The organism is Catellatospora tritici (assembly GCF_019083965.1).
In the GTDB taxonomy this organism is placed as follows: domain Bacteria; phylum Actinomycetota; class Actinomycetes; order Mycobacteriales; family Micromonosporaceae; genus Catellatospora; species Catellatospora tritici.
The window spans coordinates 359,151-380,545 of sequence record NZ_JAHRCY010000004.1; the positions used below are offsets into that span (position 1 = coordinate 359,151).

At 72.3% G+C, this 21,395-nt stretch carries 15 protein-coding genes; 5 read left to right on the forward strand and 10 right to left on the reverse strand.

The features are described from left to right. Nucleotide 1: 1 nt before the first annotated feature. The 5 genes from KUA19_RS11345 to KUA19_RS11365 form a co-directional block, all read right to left on the reverse strand. Nucleotides 2-277: a pyrophosphorylase gene (locus tag KUA19_RS11345; protein WP_217396152.1), complete on the reverse strand. Its 276-nt coding sequence runs from the start codon at nt 275-277 to the stop codon at nt 2-4. 35 nt (nt 278-312) lie between these two features. Next, nucleotides 313-1,950 carry a hypothetical protein gene (locus KUA19_RS11350; protein WP_217396153.1) on the reverse strand — a complete coding sequence of 546 codons (1,638 nt, stop codon included), beginning with the start codon at nt 1,948-1,950 and terminating at the stop codon, nt 313-315. Nucleotides 1,951-1,960: 10 nt separating this feature from the next. Next, entirely contained in the window at nt 1,961-2,263 is a 303-nt protein-coding gene (locus KUA19_RS11355; RefSeq protein ID WP_217396154.1) for a hypothetical protein, read from the reverse strand. Between the two features lie 112 nt (nt 2,264-2,375). Then, nucleotides 2,376-6,578 (reverse strand): type VII secretion EssC family protein, encoded by a 4,203-nt coding sequence (locus KUA19_RS11360; protein WP_217396155.1) that lies wholly within the window; start codon nt 6,576-6,578, stop codon nt 2,376-2,378. 258 nt (nt 6,579-6,836) lie between these two features. Next, nucleotides 6,837-7,667 (reverse strand): aldo/keto reductase, encoded by an 831-nt coding sequence (locus tag KUA19_RS11365; RefSeq protein WP_217396156.1) that lies wholly within the window; start codon nt 7,665-7,667, stop codon nt 6,837-6,839. A gap of 74 nt (nt 7,668-7,741) precedes the next feature. Between KUA19_RS11365 and KUA19_RS44500 the strand changes: the two genes are divergently transcribed. From KUA19_RS44500 to KUA19_RS11375, 3 genes are read left to right on the forward strand one after another with little or no spacing between them, the layout of a single operon-like run. After that, nucleotides 7,742-8,605, forward strand: coding sequence for a CPBP family intramembrane glutamic endopeptidase (locus KUA19_RS44500; RefSeq protein ID WP_217396157.1), 864 nt, complete (start codon nt 7,742-7,744; stop codon nt 8,603-8,605). Next, nucleotides 8,547-8,891: an LLM class flavin-dependent oxidoreductase gene (locus KUA19_RS44945; protein WP_372451789.1), complete on the forward strand. Its 345-nt coding sequence runs from the start codon at nt 8,547-8,549 to the stop codon at nt 8,889-8,891. Before KUA19_RS44500 ends, KUA19_RS44945 begins: the two co-directional genes overlap by 59 nt. Beyond that, nucleotides 8,831-9,661 (forward strand): LLM class flavin-dependent oxidoreductase, encoded by an 831-nt coding sequence (locus KUA19_RS11375; RefSeq protein ID WP_308167419.1) that lies wholly within the window; start codon nt 8,831-8,833, stop codon nt 9,659-9,661. Before KUA19_RS44945 ends, KUA19_RS11375 begins: the two co-directional genes overlap by 61 nt. Nucleotides 9,662-9,717: 56 nt before the next feature. Here the strand turns inward: KUA19_RS11375 and KUA19_RS11380 are convergent, their stop codons facing one another. Further along, entirely contained in the window at nt 9,718-12,855 is a 3,138-nt protein-coding gene (locus tag KUA19_RS11380) for an AfsR/SARP family transcriptional regulator (protein ID WP_217396158.1), read from the reverse strand. Between the two features lie 340 nt (nt 12,856-13,195). On the opposite strand from KUA19_RS11380, the gene KUA19_RS11385 reads away from it, so the two are divergent. Further along, nucleotides 13,196-14,986: a bifunctional metallophosphatase/5'-nucleotidase gene (locus KUA19_RS11385; protein ID WP_217396159.1), complete on the forward strand. Its 1,791-nt coding sequence runs from the start codon at nt 13,196-13,198 to the stop codon at nt 14,984-14,986. Nucleotides 14,987-15,058: 72 nt separating this feature from the next. Here KUA19_RS11385 and KUA19_RS11390 read toward each other — a convergent pair whose 3' ends face one another. The 4 genes from KUA19_RS11390 to KUA19_RS11405 all read right to left on the reverse strand — a co-directional run bounded on the left by KUA19_RS11390 (nt 15,059) and on the right by KUA19_RS11405 (nt 19,573). Continuing rightward, a complete protein-coding gene (locus KUA19_RS11390; RefSeq protein ID WP_217396160.1) occupies nt 15,059-15,511 on the reverse strand; it encodes a DUF3291 domain-containing protein in 453 nt (150 codons plus the stop codon). Nucleotides 15,512-15,543: 32 nt separating this feature from the next. After that, complete coding sequence (locus KUA19_RS11395) at nt 15,544-16,170, reverse strand: helix-turn-helix transcriptional regulator (RefSeq protein WP_217396161.1); 627 nt, start codon at nt 16,168-16,170, stop codon at nt 15,544-15,546. A 148-nt stretch (nt 16,171-16,318) separates the two neighbouring features. After that, on the reverse strand, nt 16,319-16,855 hold the full coding sequence (locus KUA19_RS11400; RefSeq protein WP_217396162.1) for a GNAT family N-acetyltransferase: 537 nt from the start codon (nt 16,853-16,855) through the stop codon (nt 16,319-16,321). 543 nt (nt 16,856-17,398) lie between these two features. Further along, complete coding sequence (locus KUA19_RS11405) at nt 17,399-19,573, reverse strand: sigma-70 family RNA polymerase sigma factor (RefSeq protein WP_217396163.1); 2,175 nt, start codon at nt 19,571-19,573, stop codon at nt 17,399-17,401. A 337-nt stretch (nt 19,574-19,910) separates the two neighbouring features. Here KUA19_RS11405 and KUA19_RS11410 point away from each other — a divergent pair, with 337 nt between their 5' ends. Continuing rightward, nucleotides 19,911-21,395, forward strand: coding sequence for an RICIN domain-containing protein (locus KUA19_RS11410; protein WP_254549190.1), 1,485 nt, complete (start codon nt 19,911-19,913; stop codon nt 21,393-21,395).

Genomic DNA, 21,395 nt, shown 5'->3' on the forward strand with positions numbered 1-21,395 from the left:
CTCACGCGCCGCCGGCGCGCGAGATGTTGGTCAGGATCTTCTGGACGGACTGCTGCAGCTCGGTCAGCGCTTCCTTCCACTTGGTCAGGTCGCCCTCGGCCTTGTCCCACACGCCCCGGTACTGCACGGCGAGCGGGCCGTCCCAGTTGTTGGGGTCCTTGAGCGCGCGGCCGGTGGTCTGCAGCTGGCTGATGAGCGTGGGCATCTGGTTGTTGATGATGCCGAGCAGGCGCTGCGCGTCCGCGTGCGCCTGATCGGTCACCTTGACTGTTGCCATCTGTTCCTCCTCGGTTCGGTGCCCCAGCCGGACGGCTAGGCGAGCATGTTGTTGTCGAGGGTGTCGACGACGGTGAACAGCGTTCCGCCGTCGATGTGGTACTTCTGCGCCCACTGCAGCAGGCCGCGGCGCTTCTTGAACCAGTCGTCGTACTTGTCCTTGTCCTCGGGCGGCTGGTTGTCGATGAACGCCTCGAACATCTTCTTGAAGTCGGGGTCCTTCTCCAGCTGCGCCCAGGTCACCTTGCCGTCCTGTCCGGGCAGCTTGATCCGGCCCTGCTCGGCCAGGGCGTGGATGATGCCGGACAGCGCGATCGTCCGCGGGAACTTGTGCGGGTCGATGTCGTCGCCGGGTTTGACCTCGAGGAGGTCGAGCAGCTTGCCCTGCCAGTCGGGCAGCAGCCCCATCAGCTGGTCGACGGAGAGCTCGGTGAGTTTGCCGCCGGGCAGCAGTCCGGTGAGCTTCTCGGTCGCCAGGTCGACCGTGATGCTGAGGAAGAGTTGCGGGAAGAACTGGTTGCGCTTGGTGACGTCCTCGTAGTGGCTGTCGACCCAGTCGCCGAACTTCTTCAACCCGTCCATCGCGATCGCGTACTTGTTGACCCAGTCCTGCAGTTCGACGATGTTGTCGCTCGCGGGCGGCATCGGTCCGAGCAGCTTCGGCACGTTGGTGCGCAGGATGTCCTGCAGCAGCGGCTTGATCTGCTCGAACTCCTTCTCGTCGACGTTGCCCGGCAGGTTCTCGGCGAGCAGGTCCAGCAGGCGCTGGACCTCGGCCGGATCCTTGGTGTCGGCCAGGACCGTCTGCAGGACCTCCAGCGGGTACGAGTGCGAGCCGGGCACCGGCGCGCCCGCGTACAGGTTCATCAGCTTCTTCCAGCCGTCGGTGCCGATCGCGTTGAGGAAGTACTTCGCGGCGGCCGGGTCGGCGGCGAGGTACTTCAGCAGCGCGTTGCGGGAGTCGGCGGGGATGTACTGGTGCTCGGGGCTGATCTCGTAGCCCCCGGAGATGTGGCTGATCGCCTCGACGATCTTCGCGGCCGCCTCGGGCGTGATCAGGTTCTTGGCGAACGCGTACGCCAGCAGCTTGCCGTTGGCCGGGTCGCGCAGCAGCCGCGCGATGTCGTTGGGGTCCAGATTGTTGAACACCGCCGCGAGGTAGTACGGGTCGTTGCCGTGCAACCCGAGCTGCTCGGACACCCACTTGATCACCGCCGGGTCGTTGGCGCCCGCCTTCGCCTTGGCGGCCAGGTCCGCGCCCGAGTCGTTGGTCAGGTTCGCGGCGAGGTTGCCCAGGGCGTCGTCGTCGGCATGGAACACCACCGGCCACTTCTGGCCCTGCGGCAGCGGGCCCTGCAGCGGCGGCCCCTGCTCGCCCGCGATCTGGAACCCCCGGCCGATGAGCTTCACCCACGCGTCCAGGCGTGCCGCGTCGTTGGCCGTCGCGAGCAGCCTGGCGTCGACCGAGCCGGTCGTGCAGACGCCGCCCAGGCGTGCCCTGAGCGGCCCCAGGTCGATGTTCTGCCCGTCGTCGCGCGGCACGTTGCGGCTGAAGAAGGTCAGGATCGCCGGGCGCAGCTGCCCCAGGACGAGGTCGCGCAGGCCCTCGTCGGCCGGGACGCACCTGTTGGCGTACGCGAGCAGGTTCTCCGGGATCGCGGAACTGGTTCCCATCGTCGCGGCCTCAGCGGTGCCGCAGGTTGGCGTCGTGGGCCTGCTGGGTGGTGCGGTCCAGCACCCGCAGCACGTCGCGCAGGTCCTCCTCCAGCGCCATCAGCGCCTTCTGCTGACGGTTGAAGTCGCTGTCGAAATCGCGGCGGTACTTGCCCTGCCAGCTCAGGCCCGGCTGGTCGCCGAGCTGGCGGCGTCGCTCGCCGCGCCGCTGCTCGATGACCTGATGGGTCCGGTCCACGGCCGCGACCAGCGCCGCGCGGAGCTGATCGGCGGAGGCGTAGTCATAGTTGACCCGCTCGTACGGCTCGACCATCGCGATCCTCCCCAGGCGCCTCGACTGTCCGATGCCGAGACTCGCAGTCGGCCATGGGCCCGGTCGACCGGCGGCGGATGTAAATCGACATCCGCCGACGGCGGTAGGCGGCCTACAACCCCGGTGGTAGGGCGAGCTGGATCCCGTCCACCGTCCCGTTGGCCACGAGGTACCCGCGGCCGGGCAGCGGCGCCATCCGGTCGTGCCGGGGCAGGGCCACCCCGAGCAGGTCACCGTCGAGGTCGTGGTCGGGCACCAGCAGCACGCCGGTACGGCAGTCGCGTACGCGCTGGATCCAGCCGCCGTACGCCCGCCGCATGCCCTCGGCCCGCCCCGCCGCGACCAGGTGCCGCCCGGGGCCGCCGCTGGCCAGCCAGGTGTCCAGCATGTCGCCGACCTGGTCGGTGACCGCCTCGGCGTCGTCGACCAGCAGCAGCGTCGGCCGGTCGGTGGCCGACAGCACCGAGCGCAGCGAGTCGTGGTCGGCGCAGGAGCGCACGCGCGGGTCCACCTCGCGCAGCGGCGAGCGGCGCGGTGTGAACGCCACCACCGCGGGGGCCGGATCGGCGGCCAGCGCCGCCAGCGCGATCGTGCACAGCGCGGTGCTGCGACCCGACCGCGACGGGCCGGTGACGACCGCGTGCTCCTGCTCGTACAGGCTGAGGCCGGTGGCCGACAGCGACTCGGCGCCGACGCCGATCGGCAGCGACCACGGCTCCGCGCCCAGCTCCGCCCTGACCCCGAGCTCGGACAGCCGGACCTGCGGCGGCAGCGCCCCGACCGACAGCGCGCTGCGCCGCGCCCCGGGGTACGCGGCGCCGACTGCGGCCACCGCTTCGGCCAGCTCGCCACCCGGACAGGCCAGCTGCACCACCTGCCGGGTCGCGGCGACCACGGCCCGGCCCGGCGTGAACGCGGGCACCGCCACCCGGGGCACGTCGAAGACGCCGTACTCGTTCGGGTCGGCCAGGCGCAGCAGCAGTTTCTGCTGGGTGGACGCGGCCCACGGGCCGGGCACGGCCCCGGAGCGGTCCGAGGTCGCGGCGAGGTGCACCCCGACGGCCGGACCGTCGGCGTACACCCGCGACAGCTCCTCGGCCAGCGCCATCCCGGCCACGTCCCGGTTGTAGTCGGCCAGCAGCGCGCCCACGTTGTCGATCAGCACCAGCCACGGCGTCTGCGGCGCACCGGCCTTGCGGGCGTCCAGTTCCCGGCGCAGCAGCCGGATCAGCCGCGACTGCCGCTCCCGGTCGGCCGCCCCGATGTAGGCGCCCGTGTGCGGCAGCCGCTCCAGCGGCGCCAGCTCACCGGCGCCCAGGTCCAGTACGTACAGGTGCTGGCGGTCCGGCGGGGCGGCCGTGGCGGCGGCCAGGGCCAGCGTCGCCAGGGCGGTCGTGGTTCCGGCGCCGACCGCCCCGTACACCAGCAGGTTCCCGGCGTCGAGGTCCCAGCCGACCGGGTACTGCGCCTGCCGGTCCGGATCGTCGGCCAGCGCGATCGCGGGCCGCCCGGACAGATCGGTCTGCAGGCCCCGGTGCACCGGGCCCAGCTCGTCGAGGGTGACGACGGCGGGCAGCGGATCCGGCCACGGCCTGCGCGCCGGGGCGATCGCCGCCGCCTGGCACGCCGCCTGGGCCGCACCCACGATCCGCAGCAGATCGTGCTCGCCGTCGGTGTCGGCGGCCTCCGCACGCGCCGCCGGGACCAGCCCGAACGGCACCACCGCCACCGCCGAGGAGGCCGAGTCGGTCGGAGTCACCCCCGTCGACAGCGCCGTCTGCACCGGCAGCATCTCCCGGGCGCTGAGCCGGTAGTAGGCCCGGCCCCACTGGCGGCTGCCGATGCCCGCCGCCACCGGGCTGTCGATCACGTCGAGGGAGTCGCCGGTGCTCTCCAGCCGCAGCGCGATCCGCAGCTTCACGTTGTTCTTGATCGCGTCACTGACCGAACCCGCCGGACGTTGCGTCGCCATGATCAGGTGCATGCCCAGGCTGCGACCCCGCTGCGCGATGCTCACCAGCGAGTCCACGAAGTCCGGCAGCGACTTGACCAGCGTCGCGAACTCGTCGATCACCACCACCAGCCGCGGCATCGGCTCCAGCTCCGGCCGCTGCGTACGCCGCAGCCGCTGGTAGTCGCGCACGTGGCTGACCCCGGCGTCGCGCAGCGCGTGCTCGCGATACTTCAGCTCCGCCTCCATGCACCGCAGCGCCCGCTCGCCCAACTGCTCGTCCAGGTCGGTCACCAGGCCCACCACGTGCGGCAGCCGGGCGCACTCGTCCAGCGCCCCGCCGCCCTTGTAGTCGACCAGCACGAACGTCAGATGCTGCGGATCGGTCTCCACCGCCATCGCCGCGATCATCGTGCGCAGCAGTTCGCTCTTGCCCGACCCGGTGGTGCCCGCGATCAGGCCGTGCGGGCCGTCGTCGTCCAGGTCGATGCCGAACAGCTCCCGCTCGCTGACCCCCAGCACCGCCCGCACCCGCAGCGCGTCGGCGTTGGCGCCCCAGCGGGCCGCCAACGCACCCCCGCTGACCTCGGGCAGACCGAGCAGCGGCAGCAGGTTGATCCGGTCGGGCAGGCCCGCGCCGTCGGTGGGCAGCTCCGGGTCGTCGAACCGGGCCAGGGCGCGCGCGGTACGGCGGGCGTACCGCTCGGCCATGCCCTGCAGCAGGATCCCGGTGACCTCCGCACCGGTGGTGACCTGCGACAGACGTCCGGTACGGTCCCCGCCCACCGTCAGCACCGAGGTGCACAGCGCGGGCAGCCGGTCGGTGAGCACGATCGCCCCGCACGGCACCGCGCCCGTGGCCAGCAGCTCGCGCAGCGGACACGGCCGCCCTTCCAGTAGCGCGGCCCCGTCGACCACCACGAGCAGCACCTGTCGTCGCTGCCGCTCCTCGGGTGCCCCGGCCGCCAGCAACGCGCGGGCCAGCGACGACGACTGCTCGTCGCCGACCGCCACCAGCCGCGCCGTGCCCGCTCGCGGCTGGGTGCCGTGCGGGATCCACTTCGTCCAGTCCCAGTCGGCGGCGCGGTCGGTGTCGGTGAACACCGCCACCGTCACGTCGGCGGGGCCGCTGGTCACCACGGCCTGGCACAGCAGCGACCGGGCCACGGCCAGCGCCGCCGACCGGTCGCCCTGCAACCCGACCACGGCTCCGGCGGCGGCCGACACCAGCACCGGCACCTGCGGCAACACCTCCGGCATGCCCAGTTCCCGCACGGCGGCCGGGTCGGGTTCCTGGCCGCCCTCGGCCACCAGCACCGGTTGCCACTGCTGGTCGGCGACGCCGACGCTGAGCTGGAGGAAGTCGGGGGAGTCGGGACGGCGCTCCCACAGCCGTACGCCCGGACTCTGGGCGAGGGCCAGCAGCTCAGCCGGGTCAGGGCCGTACGCGCGCCGGGCCCGGATCTCGGCGACCCGCAGCGCGGCCAGCCGCGTACGTGCCGCCTCCAGCGCCTTGGCGTGGTCGCGGCGACCGCGACGCAGGCTGATCCGGCCACGGGTGCGCTGCTCGACGAACTCGCCGATGAACATCATCGGGCTCAGCAGCGCGAACAGCGCGTACCGCCAGTCGCCCAGCACCATCACCATGACCACGGCCATGACCAGCGGACCGAAGAACAGCGCCAGGTTGAACGGGGTGCGGTGCGGCGACGGCGGCGCCCCCGGCACCCGCACCGCCTCGGCCGTCGCGGCCACGGCCGGTCGGGGCGGCCGGTTGAACGGCATCGTGCCGCCGGGACGGGCCTCGCGCACCGGGTTGACGTGCTGGACCCGTTCCAGGCGGGTCGACGGCAGCACCCGGACCAGCACCTGCCCGGCCAGGCAGATCACGTCGTCGGCGCCGACGGTCACCGGCCCCGTGATCCGTTCCCCGTCGACGTCGGTGCCGTTGAGCGAGGACAGGTCGCTGACCTGGACCCGGCCGTCGAGGGCCACGTCCAGGGCGCAGTGCACGCGGGACACGTCCGGGGCGGCCAGGCGGATCCCGGCCTCGGGGGCGCGGCCGAGGGTCGTCCGCCCCGTGTGCAGCGGCACCGACCGGCCCGCCTCCAGGCCGCCGACCACGCGCAGCACCGCCAGCGGCGGCGGCGCCACGGTCGGCTCCGCCCCGGCCGCGCTCACCTGCGAACCGGACACCAGCCCGGACTCGACCAGCGCCGTCTCGGCCCGGCTGACCTTGCCGTCGACCAGCAGGTCACCGCCCAGGCCCAGCGCCGCCGCCAGATCGGCCACCGTCGCGTCCGGACGGCCCAGCCGCAGCTCCAGCTCATGTTCAGTCTCGGCCAGGCGAAAGACGAATCGCATCGCCGCACCACCTCCCCGGCCACATGGTGGCAGCGGCCGGGCCGCGAGCGCGTGCAACCGCGGCGGGCCGTCGCGGTCCATCCTCCGGAGTAGACACTCAACCGAGAGGTGTAGGGCAGCCCGCTCTCCGTTGCCCAAGATCGGTGCGGTCTCCGGGAAAGTGCCGGAATTCCGCCCAGGATTCGTGCACTTTCCCCGAGACCGCACGATCGAGCGGGCTCTGGCCGCCGACGGCGCCGGTCGGGTGCGGAGGCGTCGTCAGTGCCCGAACGCGTCGGAGTCGGCGGCGGCCTGCTCGCCCCGGTCGAGCCCGGAGATGAGCGCCATCTCGGCGTCGGTCAGCGCGAAGTCGAACACGGCGAGGTTCTCGCGCATCCGCTGCGGGTGGGCCGACTTCGGCACGGTGCTCAGGCCCAGCTGCAGGTGCCAGCGCAGCACCACCTGGGCCGGGGTGCGCCCGTGCGCCTTGGCCGCGTCCACGATCACGGGCTCCTCCAGCAGCTCCGTGCCCCGTCCGAGCGGGCTCCACGTCTGCGTGACGACGGCGTGCTCGACGTGGAACTCCCGCGCCTGCGCACGCGTCGTGTACGGGCTGAGCTGGATCTGGTTGACATCGGGCAGTTCGCCCGTCTCGTCCAGCAGCCGCCGCAGGTGCGCGGGCTTGAAGTTGGACACCCCGACCGCCCGCAGCCGACCCTCGGCCAGCAGGTCCAGCATGCCCCGCCAGGCGTCCACATAGCGGTCCTGCTCCGGGTTGGGCCAATGGATCAGGAGCAGGTCGACGTAGTCCAGGCCCAGTCGCCGCGCCGAGCCGTCGAACGCCTCGCGGACCAGGTCGCGCCCGTGCCACTGCGCGTTGAACTTCGTCGTGACGAACAGCTGCTCGCGAGGCAGCCCGCAGTCGCGGACACCCTGGCCGACACCGCGCTCGTTGCCGTAGTTCTCGGCCGTGTCGAACAGCCGGTACCCCGCCTCGACCGCCGCCACCACACTGCGCGCGGCCTGCGCGTCGTCCATGGGCCAGGTGCCCAGTCCAAGGCGGGGCATCACGGCCCCGCGCGCCAGCCGCACCGTCGTCGCGTCACTCATGCCCACCATCCTCGCGTACGGACTGGCCGAACAGGCGTTGTGGCCGCAGCGCGGCGCCGGGAAGATCATCCCCCGTGCGCGTTCTCGCTGAAGTCCTGACCCACATCCTGCTCGGCCTGGTCGCCAGCGCTGCGGCGGTCAACGCGGTCCGGTCGGTCCGTCGCCGCGGACTGCTGGTGCAGCGGTTGACCGCCGATCCGTCCCTGCGGCCGAAGGTGTACCGCCGCATGATCGTCCTGTCCTGGGCGACCGCGGCGCTGGTGCCCCTCGCGGTGCTCGTGAGCCCTGACCTCACCGCGCCCGACGCGGGCTGGACGATGCCCGGCGGCGACGGCCTCGACTACGCACTGGCGGCCCTCATGATGCTGGCACTGCTGTCGGGCACGCTCGGGCTGCGTCGTCGGCTGCGCCGGGGAAACGGAGCACCGGTGCCTGCCGGGATGACCGTGCTCCTGCCGCGCGATCGGCACGAGCGGCTGTTGGCGGCGCTGGTGGCGGTTTCGGCGGGGGTCACCGAGGAGGTGGTGTTCCGGGGGCTGCTCATCGGCGCGGTCGCCGAGCAGTATCAGCTGCCCGTCGCCCTGACCGCGTCGGCCAGCGCCGTGCTGTTCCTGGCCGGGCATGCCTACCAGGGCCGCCGTGGCCTGTTCGGCGTCGCCTACCTCACGGTGCTGTTCACCGCCCTCTACCTGGCCTCGGGCAGCATCCTGCTGGGGATCGCCGTGCACGTCTGCCACGACCTGGCCGTGTTCCTCCTGGTCCCCGCACAGGTCAGCCCGAAGCCCCGGGTGGAGGCGCCGGCAGTGGCGCAGGCGTCGGCCGAGGCGGTGCCGCAGGCGTCGGCCGAGGCGGTGCCGCAGGCGTCGGGGCCGAGCGCGGATGAGCAGCTGGAGCCGCCGGCTGTTCCGGCGCTGCGGGCGTCGGCGCCCGGCATGTGATCTTCGTCGGGTCGGGAAGCGATCCGGGCCGGGCAGGGTTCACCATCCTCGTGACCTCTGTACCGCTGTCCGTGCTCGACCTTGCCCCGTCGCCGAGGGCGCCTCCCACACCGAGGCGCTGGCGCACACCACCCGGCTCGCCCAGCGCACCGAGCAGCTGGGCTACCGGCGGTTCTGGGTCGCCGAGCACCACAACATGCCCGGCATCGCCAGCTCCGCCCGGCCGTGCTGCTGGCCCACCTCGCGGCGAACACCAGTTCGATCCGGCTGGGCTCGGGCGGGGTGATGCTGCCCAACCACGCCCCGCTGGTGGTCGCCGAGCAGTTCGGCACCCTGGTGGCGCTGCACCCCGACCGTATCGACCTGGGCCTGGGCCGGGCCCCGGGCACCGACCAGGTCACCGCGCTGGCGCTGCGCCGCAGCATGGAGGCGCTGTCGGCCGACGACTTCCCGCAGGAGCTGGCCCGGCTCATCGACTACTTCGGCACCGGCACCGGGACGCCCCGGGTCACGGCCGTGCCGGGTCGCGGCGACGCCCCGGCGATCTGGCTGCTGGGTTCGAGCGACTTCAGCGCCCGCCTGGCCGGGCGGCTCGGACTGCCGTTCTCGTTCGCGCACCACTTCAGCGCCGCCAACACCGACGTGGCCCTGGCCGTCTACCGGGACGCGTTCCGGCCGTCGCGCTGGCTGGAGCAGCCGTACGCGATGGTGGCGGTCAGCGCCGTGTGCGCACCGACGGACGCGGAGGCGCAATGGCTGGCCGGTCCGGCCGGGCTGTCGTTCCTGCTGCTGCGGCAGGGACGCCCGGGGCGGATGCCGAGCCCGCAGGAGGCGGCGGAGTACCCGTACACGCCGATGGAGCGAGAGTTCGTGCTGGCCCGGCGCGACGGGCAGGCACTCGGCTCGCCGGAGACGGTGACCTCCCAGCTGTCGGCGCTGCTGGCCCGCACCGGGGCCGACGAGCTGATGCTCACCACGCTCGTGTACGACGTCGCCGCCCGCGTCCGGTCCTTCGAACTGATCGCCGAGCAGGTCGCCCCGCACCTGGTCCGCTGACGGCCGCTTCGCGCGGAACGGGCAGCCCGGTCGAGCGATCGGGGCTGCCCGTTCGGTCAGGAAGCCGCGGCCAGCACTCGCGCGGCCCGTTCCGCGCCTGGCGTGTGCTCGAGCGCATCCTGCTCGGCCAGCGCCCTGCGGGCCTGCTGCGCGGCCGCCGCGCGGTCGCCCGCGGCGAGCAGGATCTCGGCGAGGACCGTGCGGGCCTGCCCGGCCAGCAGCTCGTACTCACAGGCCAGCGCGGTGTCCAGCGCCTGGCGGGCGGTGGCGGCGGCCTCGTCGAGGCGGCCCTGGCGCCGTAGCAGATCGGCGTACAGAGTCTGCGTCTCCACCTCGGAGTGGCGCATCCCGATCTGCGCGTTGGTGCGCAGCGCCGCCTCGATCATCGCCTCGGCCCGGTCCAGGCGCTGCTGCTCCAGCAGCACCCTGGCCAGCATGTACTCCCCGTGCGCCTTGACCTGGGGATGGGTCGCCTCGACGAGGGCCCGCTCGGCCCGCTCGGCGTCGGCGAGGGCGGCGTCGAGCTGCCCCTGGGCCAGGCCGACCGCCGCGCGGGTGATCCGCGCCGACGCCTCGACGACCGGGTTGTCGGCGTCGGCGATCTGCGCCATCGCCTGCGCCACCAGGTCGGCCGCGCGGGGTGTGTCGCCCAGCAGCAGGCAGACCTCGGCCAGGTTGAACAGCCCGACCGCCAGCTCGACGCCCGGACCGAGCTGCTTGTTGGCGTCCTCGAAACGCTGGGCCGCCTCGGGCAGGTGCCCGCGTAGTAGGGCCAGCAGCGACAGCCGTCCGCTGGCCACGGCCACGCTGTGCTCGGCGCCCAGCGTCTGGGCGATCTCCAGCGCTTCGCGGCTGTACTGCGCGGACTGTCCGAGGTTGCCGGCGGTGAGGTGCGCGGTGCCCAGCAGGCTGGCGGTGGTCAGCCGCCCGAGCGGCCAGTCCAGTTTCTCGACGATGGCCCTGGCTCGCTCGCCGGCGGCGATAGCCTCGGCGTGGCGGTCCATCATGTACATGGCGTTGGTCTGGCCGAGGTGCATCGCCACCTGGGCGCGCAGGTCGCCGGTGTGCTCGGCCGCCTCCAGCGCGGCCGACCCGGCCTGGACCAGGTCGATCGGCGCCCGGTAGGCCAGGTAGGGGCGCAGCGCGTCGGCCAGCACGCTGGCCTGCGGCAGCCGCAGCACGGCCGCCCGGACGATCAGGCTGACCAGGGCGGCCCGCTCGGTGTCGAGCCAGGCCGCCGCCTCCGGCCGGCTCGCGTACACCACGGTCACCGGCGGGGCCTCGCGCATGCGGGCCATGTTCGGGTCCAGCACCCGGGCGGCGGCGTCGGCCTGCTCCAGATACCAGTCGGTGAGCCTGGTGAACGCCCCGAGGGTGGCCGTCTCGCCGTCGACCTGCTCGCACAGTGACTCGGCGTACTCGCGCAGGAGGTCGTGCATGGTGAAGCGTCCCGGAACGGTCTCGGTGACCAGGTGGGCGTCGGCGAGGTGGCGCAGCCCTCGCTCCGCCTGCTCCGCGTCGACTCCGGCGAGCGCGGCCGCGGCCGCGCTCGGGAAGTCCAGTCCTGGCACCAGCCCCAGCCGCCGGAACAGCTCCTGATCGGCCGGGCTCAGGGCGCGGTAGGAGTGCTCGAACACCATCCGTACGGCGGTCTGCGGGTCGTCGTGGATGGCCAGGCCGCCGAGCCGGTCGCTGTCGGACAGCTCGGCCACCAGCCCGGCGACGTCGGCGCGGGGGTCGGCGGTGAGCCGGGCCGCGGCGATGCGCAGCGCCAGCGGCAGGTATCCGCACAGCCGTGCGAGCGCGTCCAGCCCTGCCGCGTCGGTGCCCACCCGGTCCGGCCCGATGATCTCGGCGAGCAGGCGCACCGACTCCGCGGCGCTGAGCACGTCGAGGTGCAGCAGCGCCGCACCCTCCTGCGCGACCAGCCCCGCCAGCGCATCGCGGCTGGTCACGATTACAGTGGTGGTGTCGTCACCGGGCAGCAGCGGCCGTACCTGGGCGGCGTTGTGGGCGTTGTCCAGCACGATCAGCATGCGCTTACCGGCCAGCAGCGACCGGTACAGCCCGGCCGCGCTCTCGACGTCGAGGGGGATCCGATCGGGCGCCACGCCCAGCGCGCCGAGCAGGACGGCCAGCGCGTCGGCGGCCCGCAGCGGTGCCGCGGTGTCGAACCCGCGCAGGTTGACGAAGAGCTGGCCGTCGGGGAAGCGCGCGGCGTGCTGGTGTGCCCAGTGCAGGGCCAGCGCGGTCTTGCCCACGCCGCCGATGCCCGCGATGCCGCTGATCACCACGGTCTGCCGGCCGTCCCGTCCCGCCTCGACCCCGTCGGTGAGCCGGGCCAGCTCGGCGGCGCGGCCGACGAAGTCGGGGATGCGGCGCGGCAGGGTGCGCGGCGCGGGCGGGCCGCTCACCGCGACGGCCGCCGGCGCGGGCAACTCCAGCCCCGGATCGTCGTTGAGGATCCGCAGGTGCAGCTCGTGCAGATCGCGGCCCGGCTCCACACCCAGCTCGGCGACGAGCAGTTCGCGGGTGCGGCGGAACGTGGCCAGCGCCTCCGCGGGCTGGGCGTTGCGGTACAGCGCCAGCATGTGCAGCGCGATCAGCCGCTCGCGCAGCGGGTGTGCCTGCGCCAGCTCGGCCAGCTCGCCGACCGCCCGGCGGTGGCGGCCGAGGCTCAGGTCGGCTTCCAGGCACGCCTCCCACGCCTGTAGCCGCAGCTCGGCGAGCCCGGCGCCCAGCCGGTCGCGCAGCCTGTCGGAGATGTCGCCGGCCAGCAGCGGCCCGCGCCACCATGCCAGCGCCTCGCGCAGGGTCGCCGCCCGGTCGGCCGGGTCAGGGTCGGCCAGCGCCTGCTCGGTGCGGGCGCGGAAGATGTGCGCGTCGACAGCCTCGGGCCGAACCTGGGCCTGGTACCCGTCGCCGCGCGCCAGCAGTTGCACCCCGAAGCGGCCGTCGCGGTCCGGGTCGAGCGCGGACCGCAGCCGCGACATGTAGATCTGCAGGATCGAACGCCCGGTCGCCGGGGGTTCGGCGTCCCAGATGAGGTCCACCAGCCGGTCGGCCGGCACCACGCTGCCCGCCTCCAGCAGGAGGATGCCGAGCAGGCACCGCTCCGCCCGCCGTCGGCCCAGATCGAGGGACCTGCCCTCGTGGCGTGCCTCGAGGGGGCCCAGCAACAGGAAGTCGACCATGGAGCGCACCGTAGCCGACCGCTGCCGAGCGCCTGCCACCGGTGTTAAGCCGGTGGTAAGGGCGGCACCGCAAGCTCTGTGGCACAGGCACGGACTGCCGCCACGGGGGTGGGCAGCACGGCGCCTCCACTCGAGGCCCGGCCGGGGTAAGCCCCTGGCCGGGCCCGTGCACGTGCGCGGCATGGCCGCTGATCGCCGAGCCGGCGGCCCGCACCTTCCCGCTGAAAGTTGGACATGCGGCTATGCGTCCATGCCGATCGGATGGCGAGCTGATCACCCGTTTGACTAGGGTGCGTGGTGGCGCCCCACCGGGCGCGACCCCCTCGGAAAGGCACTAGAGATGACCCCACCCTCCGGCATGCCGTCCCGGCGGCAGCTGCTCACCGGCGCGGCCGCGGCCGCCGTCGTGGGCCCGCTGGCCGTCGCCGCTCCGGCGCAGGCAGGCGGGCAGCCCCAGACCTACGATCTGACGGTCCTGGGCACCTCCGACACCCACGGCAACGTCTTCAACTGGGACTACTACCGCGACAAGGAGTACGACGACAGCGCGCACAACGACGTCGGCGTCGCGAAGGTCGCCACCCTGGTCAACCAGATCCGCGCCGAGCGCCGGGGCAAGGCCACGCTGGTCCTCGACGCCGGCGACACCATTCAGGGCACCCCGCTGGCGACGTTCTACGCCAAGCAGCAGCCGATCACCTCGACCGGTGAGCGGCACCCGATGGCGCGGGCGATGAACGTCATCGACTACGACGCCGTGACGCTGGGTAACCACGAGTTCAACTACGGCCTGCCGCTGCTCGACCTGTGGATCAAGCAGCTGGGCTTCCCGGCGCTGGCCGCCAACGCGGTCCAGGCCCGCAGCGGCCAGCCCGCGTTCACGCCGTACGTCATCAAGAAGGTATCGCTCGGTCCGGACGCGCCGTCGCTGCGGGTCGGCATCCTCGGCCTGACCAACCCGGGCGTGGCGATCTGGGACCGGGCCAACGTCGAGGGTGTGCTGCGCTTCGAGGACATGATCGCCACCGCGGCCAAGTACGTCCCGATCATGCGCGACCGCGGCGCCGACATCATCCTGATCTCCGCGCACGGCGGTGACAGCGGCGTGTCCAGCTACGGCACCGAGCTGCCCAACGAGAACCCGACCGCGCTCATCGCGCAGCAGGTGCCGGGCATCGACGCGATCCTGTTCGGCCACGCGCACAGCGAGATCGTGGAGAAGTTCGTCACCAACACGCAGACCGGCGAGCAGGTGCTGACCTCCGAGCCGTCCAAGTGGGGCCAGCGGGTCACCCGGATGGACTTCACGCTCAGCCGCGAGCGCGGCCGCTGGAAGGTCGTCAGCAAGCACGCGACGATGCTCAACACCAACACCGTGGTCGAGGACCCGGCGGTCGTCGCGGCGGTGCGGGCCCAGCACGACACGACGGTGGCCTACATCAACCAGGTGGTCGCCACCTCGGTCGTCGAGCTGTCGGCGGCGGAGTCCCGCTACCGCGACACGCCGATCCTGGACTTCATCAACAACGTGCAGGCCGAGACCGTGGCCGCCGCGCTGGCCTCGACCTCGTACGCGGGCCTGCCGGTGCTGTCGATCTCGGCGCCGTTCAGCCGCACCGCGCTCTTCCCGGCGGGCGACGTCAAGATCAAGGACGTCGCGGGGCTGTACATCTACGACAACACCCTCGAAGCGGTGGTGCTGACCGGCGCCGAGGTGCGTGCCTACCTGGAGTACTCGGCGAAGTACTTCCGCACGTTCGCCCCGGGGGAGACGGTCGACCCGGCCGTGATCAGCGACCCGGCGGTGCCGGACTACAACTACGACACGCTGTCCGGCGTCGACTACGACATCGACATCAGCAAGCCGGTGGGGCAGCGGATCGTGGCGCTGTACCACGGCGGCACGACCACGCCGGTGGCCGACGCCGACCAGTTCGTGGTCGCGGTGAACAACTACCGGCGCAGTGGCGGCGGCGGCTTCCCCGGCATCGTCAAGCCGCAGGTCTACAACGCCCAGCAGGAGATCCGCCAGCTGCTCATCGACTGGGCACAGGCCAAGGGCGTCATCGACCCGGCCGACTTCTTCCAGCCGAACTGGCGCCTGGTCCGCGCGGGCGTTCCGGTCTTCTGATCTGCGCCGCTTCCTGAAGCCGTTCCGCCCGACTCCGGGCGGGACGGCTTCTTCCTTCGGTCGCGTGGCAGGTCAGGCGACCGCCGCCGATGCCTCGTGGAAGTCCTTGAACGTGAACGCCTCCGGACCCGCGCCCTGCTCGCGCAGCCGGCTCAGCCGCACCATGCCCTCGTCGGCCGTCGGCAGATGCTGCTCGGGAATCCACCACATCACGCTGCTGACCTCCAGCGACCGCTGGAACCACTCGCGGCGCCGCTGCAGCACCGCCAGGTGCCGGGTCCGGTAGACGTAGTTCCACAGGTCGTCGCGGGTGCGCCAGACCGACATGTTGAGCAGCAGGTCGTCGCCGAAATCATGGATGTAGGTCGCGGTCGGGTCGGTCTCGGACGCCTTGAGGCGCCACACGAAGCCGGATGCCTCGTCGGCGAGGGCGTTGACCGGTTCGAGCAGGGCGATGAACTCGGCGATTTCCGGGGCGTCGACGGGCGCGATGAGGTGCCCGACGTTCAGCTGCGCGAGATGCATACCCACAGCAGATCACCGGCAGTGATTCTATGTCAACAATTTTTGTTTTTAGAGAAGGAGACGCAGCATTCGTCGGGGCGGGGATCCAATTCGGCCGTCGCGTCCGCACCGGCCAGGCCCTGGCACAGGGCCAGGTTCATCGCACACACCAGCAGCGGCTGATCCCGCGCGACCTGGTGGAACGGGCAGTTGCGCAGCCGCACCCGGTCACCGTCGGCATAGGGCTCGTAGCCCCGGTCCCGCAGCGTCTGGTGCCACGCGCCGGGCTGGTGCAGCCGCCGCCCGGCGGCACCGGCCGCCGCGATGGCCCGGTCGTCGGCGTCGAGGTCGTGCACGACCTCGGCCAGCAGGCCCGCCAACTGCTCGTAGTCGCGCTCGGGCAGGGTGACCTTGCGCGCGGTACGGGCGCGGCGGTAGACCTTCGCCGGGCGGCCGCCGCCCGGACCCGGCTTGGCGTCGGTCAGTCGCATGAAGTCGATCTCCAGCAGCCCGGCCTCGGCGAGCTTGTCCAGGTGGAAGGCGGCCAGCGTACGGGAGATGCCAGCCGCCTGCCCTGCCTCCTCGCGCCCGACCGGGCGCCCCTGGGCCGCGACAAATTCATACAGCGCCCGGCGGACCGGGTCGTGGAGTGCGGCCACCGCGTCGAGATCGTCGTTCACCCTGGAAGTGTGCCCGTCGCGCCCGTCGTGGTGGCGCGGGGTCGGCCGACACGTTCGGCTTGCCGGGAGCACGGTCCCTGTCCGCTCGCCGTGAGATCACGGCTGCCGCCTGTCGGCGGCCGGAAACGCACCCCTGGCGACCTTGGGCTCAGGCGGACGGCGTGACCGGGGACCGCAGGCCGAGCCACTGCTCGGCATCCCAGGCATGGAACCGCTCCACCTCGGTGAAGCCCAGCTTCACCGCCAGCCGCATCGAGCTGACGTTGGCGGTCTGGGTGGCGAGCACCACCGGCTCGCCGGGCAGGGCGCTGTCGAACCAGTCGAGTGCCGCCGCGCACGCCTCGGCGGCGTACCCGAATCCCCACGCCCGCGGCAGGAACAGGTAACCGAGGTCGGCCTTGCCCACGGCGGCCGGGCGGTGCTTCGTCGCTCTCCTGAGCAGGATCAGGCCGATCATCGCCCCGTCGAGCTCAACGACGAAACTCCCGGGCGCCCGCTCGGGCACCTCGGGCAGCTCGCGCTCAAGCTCGGGTCGCGGTCGAGGGCCGCCGAGGTAGGTGTGGACCTCGGGCGAGGCCAGCAGCTCGATGAACACCGCACGGTCCCGGGCCTCGGACTCGCGAAGCACGAGCCGCTCGGTCCTGATCGGCTCGGGCGGCCAGGCGACGACGCCCAAGGCTGACATGCGCGCAGCCTAACAGCCGAGCGACGCAGGCGAGGGTGCGTCGTTTCCCGTTGACCGACCGGCAGCGTCGCTCAACAAGAAAAGTACCTTTCGAATGGATGGCGACATCTGCCCGTGTGACGCTCGCGAGACCCGATGAGAACACTGCGGACGGCGGCTGGGGCGGGAATTTCAGGCAAGGCGGAGGCGTGTGTTTCGGCCTGTCGGAACAGGCCTCTTCGGCAACGTTTCCAGGATGGGTCGGACGGTTTTTCCCATGGGCATCACACCTGCGGTCCGGCCGGTCATCGGGGACGGTGTACCGAAGCCGAATATGTGACGTGAAGGGGATGAGTGACGACTGTACGAAGTGGAGTGGCACCACGATTATTGGTTGCAGAAGATGATGATCATGATGATTCAGAGGATGGAGGCGATGGTCGCGTTCTGCGAGACGGTCCGGAACATGATGCACGGCGACTTCCGGACTTTCTCGGCGGCCTGAAAACGCCGCGACCGGGGACTCCCGGAACGGCGGAAAGTGACGCGGGCACCCGACCAGGCCTAGGGCGCCATCTTCGCCCCGACGCCGGGCCGGGTCGGGGTCAGGAACGTGGTGCCGGGCAGTGTGCCGTCCGGGCGGCGGGGACCCTCGGCCGCGGCTGGATCGGCGCTGCGCAGCAGCGCCACGGTCCAACCGCTCTGGTTCCACGAGTTGCCGCTCTCGTGGGCGGTGTCGCCCCGGTTGTCGTCGCGGCCGTTGCCCAGCGCCAGGTTCGCCTCCAGTACCGAGGGGGAGTACCAGAACGCGAACCCGTCGCCGCCGTTGCGGAACGCCGTGTTGCCGGTGACCGTGATCGCACCGGGGTTGTTCTGCTCGGTGAAACCGTAACTGGCGTTGTCCCAGGCGGCGTTGTCCCGCACGACGTGCCTGGCGGCCGGCACCGGGTCGCCGCCGCCGAGCTTGAACCCGGTGCCCGCCCCGGCGAAGTCGGCCAGGCCCCACCGGTTGACGCCGTTTCCGTACGCCCAGTTGCGCTCCACCGTCACCGGGTCGGCGAACCCGCTGAGGTCGACGCCGTCGTCGGCGTTGCGGAAGGCGCGGCAGCCGCGGATCACGTTGCCCGCGCCGTCGCCGTCCTTGAACGCGACCCCGTCGGCGTTGGCGCCGTGCGCGGCGTCATCGTGGTTGTCGTGGAAGTCACTGTCGAGCACCCGGTTGCCGACCGTGCCGGGCCCGCGCAGCACCAACCCGGTGGCGCCGTTGTCGTGCATCGACAACCGCTGGAAGACGGAGCCGCGGCAGCTCACGCAGACGTACGGGAACGTCTTGGCGTGCTGCACGGTCAGGCCCTGCACGGTCCAGTACGACGCGCGCTGGGTCACGTACCACTGGTTGTCGCGGATCGTGGTCGCGTCCAGCACCGGCTGCTCGTCGCGGTAGTTGCTCAGGGTGATCCGCTGCGACTCGGTGCCGCTGGTGGTGATGGTGACCGGGCCGGTCGCCCGGTAGGTGCCGCCACGCAGCGCGATGGTCTGACCGGGCCGGACCAGTTCGACGGCGCGGTTCAGGCTGGCCAGCGGGGCGGTGAGCGTGCCCGGGTTGGTGTCGCTGCCGCCGGGTGCCACGTACAGTTCGGCCGCGGCCACACCGGTGACCGGTCGGGCCGCCGCCGCGGGTGCTCGTGACGGGCTCGGTGACGCGCTCGGGCTCGGCGCGGTGGCGGGCGCGGATGCCGAGGGTGTGGGCTGGGGCGGGTCGGCCTTTGCCGCAGGCGGGGACGCGGGCAGGTAGTGGACGGCGAGCACCGCCGCCGCAGTCGCCGCGGCCAGCGACGATCCGCCGATGACGGCCGTCTTGGCGCTCAGTCCGGCGACGCCTCGGCGCAGCCAGTCGCCCACCGCCAGGCCGACCGAACCGGCGTTGGTGGCGACCGCACCCGTGCTCAGCAGCCCGGCGACCTTCGCCGCCAGGGCCACCGGGACCGGCAGCAGCGTGGCCCCGGTCAGCAGTCGTTCGGCGGGCACCAGCGGCGCCAGGCGTCCGGCGCACACCGCGCAGTCCTGGACGTGCTGCTCGGCCCGGCGCAGCGACAGCGGACCCTGACGGCGCCGAGGATCTCGGGCGGCCGTGTCCAGGCCGGGGCAGCGCGGATCGGCCCGCCACGCCTGCACCACCTGCCGGGCCAGGTCGAGCTGCGCCTTCATCCGCTGCACCCGGACCGCCGCGTGGGCGACGGTGATGCCCAGCGCCGCCGCCAGATCGGTGCGGGTCAGCACACCGGCCACCTCCTGCCACCACAGCGCGAGCAGGCTCTGCTCGGTCGGGGTGAGCCAGCGGGTGGCCGCCGCGACCTCGCGCCGCTGGGTCGACAGGCTGACGCTGGCCAGGGTCTCGCCCTCCGGATCGGCGGCGGGGTCGGGCAACTCGGTCCAGTCGGCCAGCTGCCGCAGGCGGGCCTGGGCGGTGCCGCGGGCCCGTCCCCGCTCCTGGGTCTGCCGGACCGCGATGGCGATCAGCCAGGAACGGAACCGGTCCGGGTCGCGCAGCCTCGGCAACGCCGCCACGGCGCGCAGCATCGTCTCCTGCACCACGTCGTCGGTGTCCGGGTGCCCGTCGAGGGCGCGACCGACCACGTTGTACACCAGCGAAAGGTGGGCGGCGAACAGCTCCTGGCGCGCACGGGGGTCACCGGCCTGCGCCGCGCGGACCAGTCCGGTGTCGGGGGCGGGATTCATCGGCGAGCCGTTTCCGGGATGGGACGGGGGTCCGGTGCGGGGCGCGGGCGCCATCGTGGCACAGCGTCGAGTTTGTTGTAAAGACTGCGTGAAGTCTCTGCTATCCGCAGGTCAACGCCGTACCGGGAAAGAATCTTGTTCGGATTGTGTTATCCGAAGGTGGCGCCATCCGTCTACTGCCGACGGCTGCACCGGTCCGCAGGACCGCGCCGCCGTCGGCAGGCCTGTCGCCCGGCAGGCGTGCCGACCCGCCGGACCGCGCGTCTGCCCTCCCTACGGCCAGAGGCGGCGGTCCCACCAGGTGCGCGCCTCGCGGGGCGCGCAGGAAGGCCATCCCATGCCCGAACCGTCCCGTCCCCGTTCCCGGACCGCAACGCGACTGATCAGCGCCGCCGCGGTGCTGGTCGCCGTGCCCGCCGTGGTGGTCGGCGTGAACATGCTGCCCTCGCAGGCGGCCACCACACCGCTGCCCGGCGGCGTCTACACCGTGGTCGCCGGCGCCAGTGGCAAATGCCTGGAGGTGCCCGGCAGCTCCACCGCCTCCGGCACCAAGCTGACCCAGGCCGCCTGCGCGGCCGGGGCCACCCGCCAGCAGTGGCGGGTCGCCACCGCTGGCAGCGCGTACAACCTCGTCAACGTCAACAGCGGCATGTGCGTCGACGTCCCCGGCGCCGCCACCACCTCCGGCACCCAGCTGCAGCAGTGGGGCTGCGGCTCGGCGCAGGCCAACCAGTCGTGGACCTTCACCGCCTCGGCCGCCGCGTCCGGCAAGTACCGCATCACCAGCGTCTCCAGCGCCCAGTGCGTCAGCGACAAGGACGGCTCCACCGCGGGCAACAACCCGATCGTGCAGGAGACCTGCTCCGACGTCGCCCGGATGCAGTGGGCGTTCAACCTGGTCGGTGCCGCGCCCAGCCCGACCGCGTCCGGCCGGACCTGGTCCAACACCGCCGACGGGTTCGCCGCCGGGACGACCGGTGGCGCGGGCGGGGCGACCGTCACCGTCACCACGTACGCCGACCTGCTCGCGTACGCGACGTCGTCGTCGCCGTACACCATCCGGATCAACGCGGCGATCACCGTGCCCACCTTCGGTTACGAGATCCCGGTGACCTCGAACAAGACCCTGATCGGGGTGGGTCGCAACGGCAAGATCCTGCACGGCGGGATCTTCCTCGGCATCGGGGTGCGCAACGTGATCATCCGGAACCTGACGATCGGCGAGACCGAGGTCGCCTCCGACGACCCCGACGACAAGGACTTCGACTACGACGGCATCCAGATGGACACCGCCGACCACATCTGGATCGACCACAACCTGATCACCCACACCAACGACGGCCTGATCGACAGCCGCAAGGACACCACCTACCTGACCGTGTCCTGGAACGTGCTGTCCGACCACAACAAGACCTTCGGCATCGGCTGGACCGACAACGTCACCGCGCGGATGACCATCCACCACAACTGGATCCACGACACCAACCAGCGCAATCCCAGCACCGACAACGTCGCCTACGCGCACCTGTACAACAACTACCTGCAGAACGTCACCTCGTACGGCAACCTGTCGCGCGGGGCCACCAAGATGGTGCTGGAGAACAGCTACTTCGCCAACGTGGCCAACCCGTACTACCCGGACACCACGGCCGCGCAGCTGGTGCAGCGGGGCAGCATCCTCGTCAACTGCACCGGCAAGGCGACGACCAACGGGTCGGCGTTCGACCCGTCGTCGTTCTACGCCTACACCCTCGACCCGGCCGCCAACGTGCCCGCGCTGGTCACCACGTACGCCGGTCCCCAGTCGAACATCGGAGCCTGA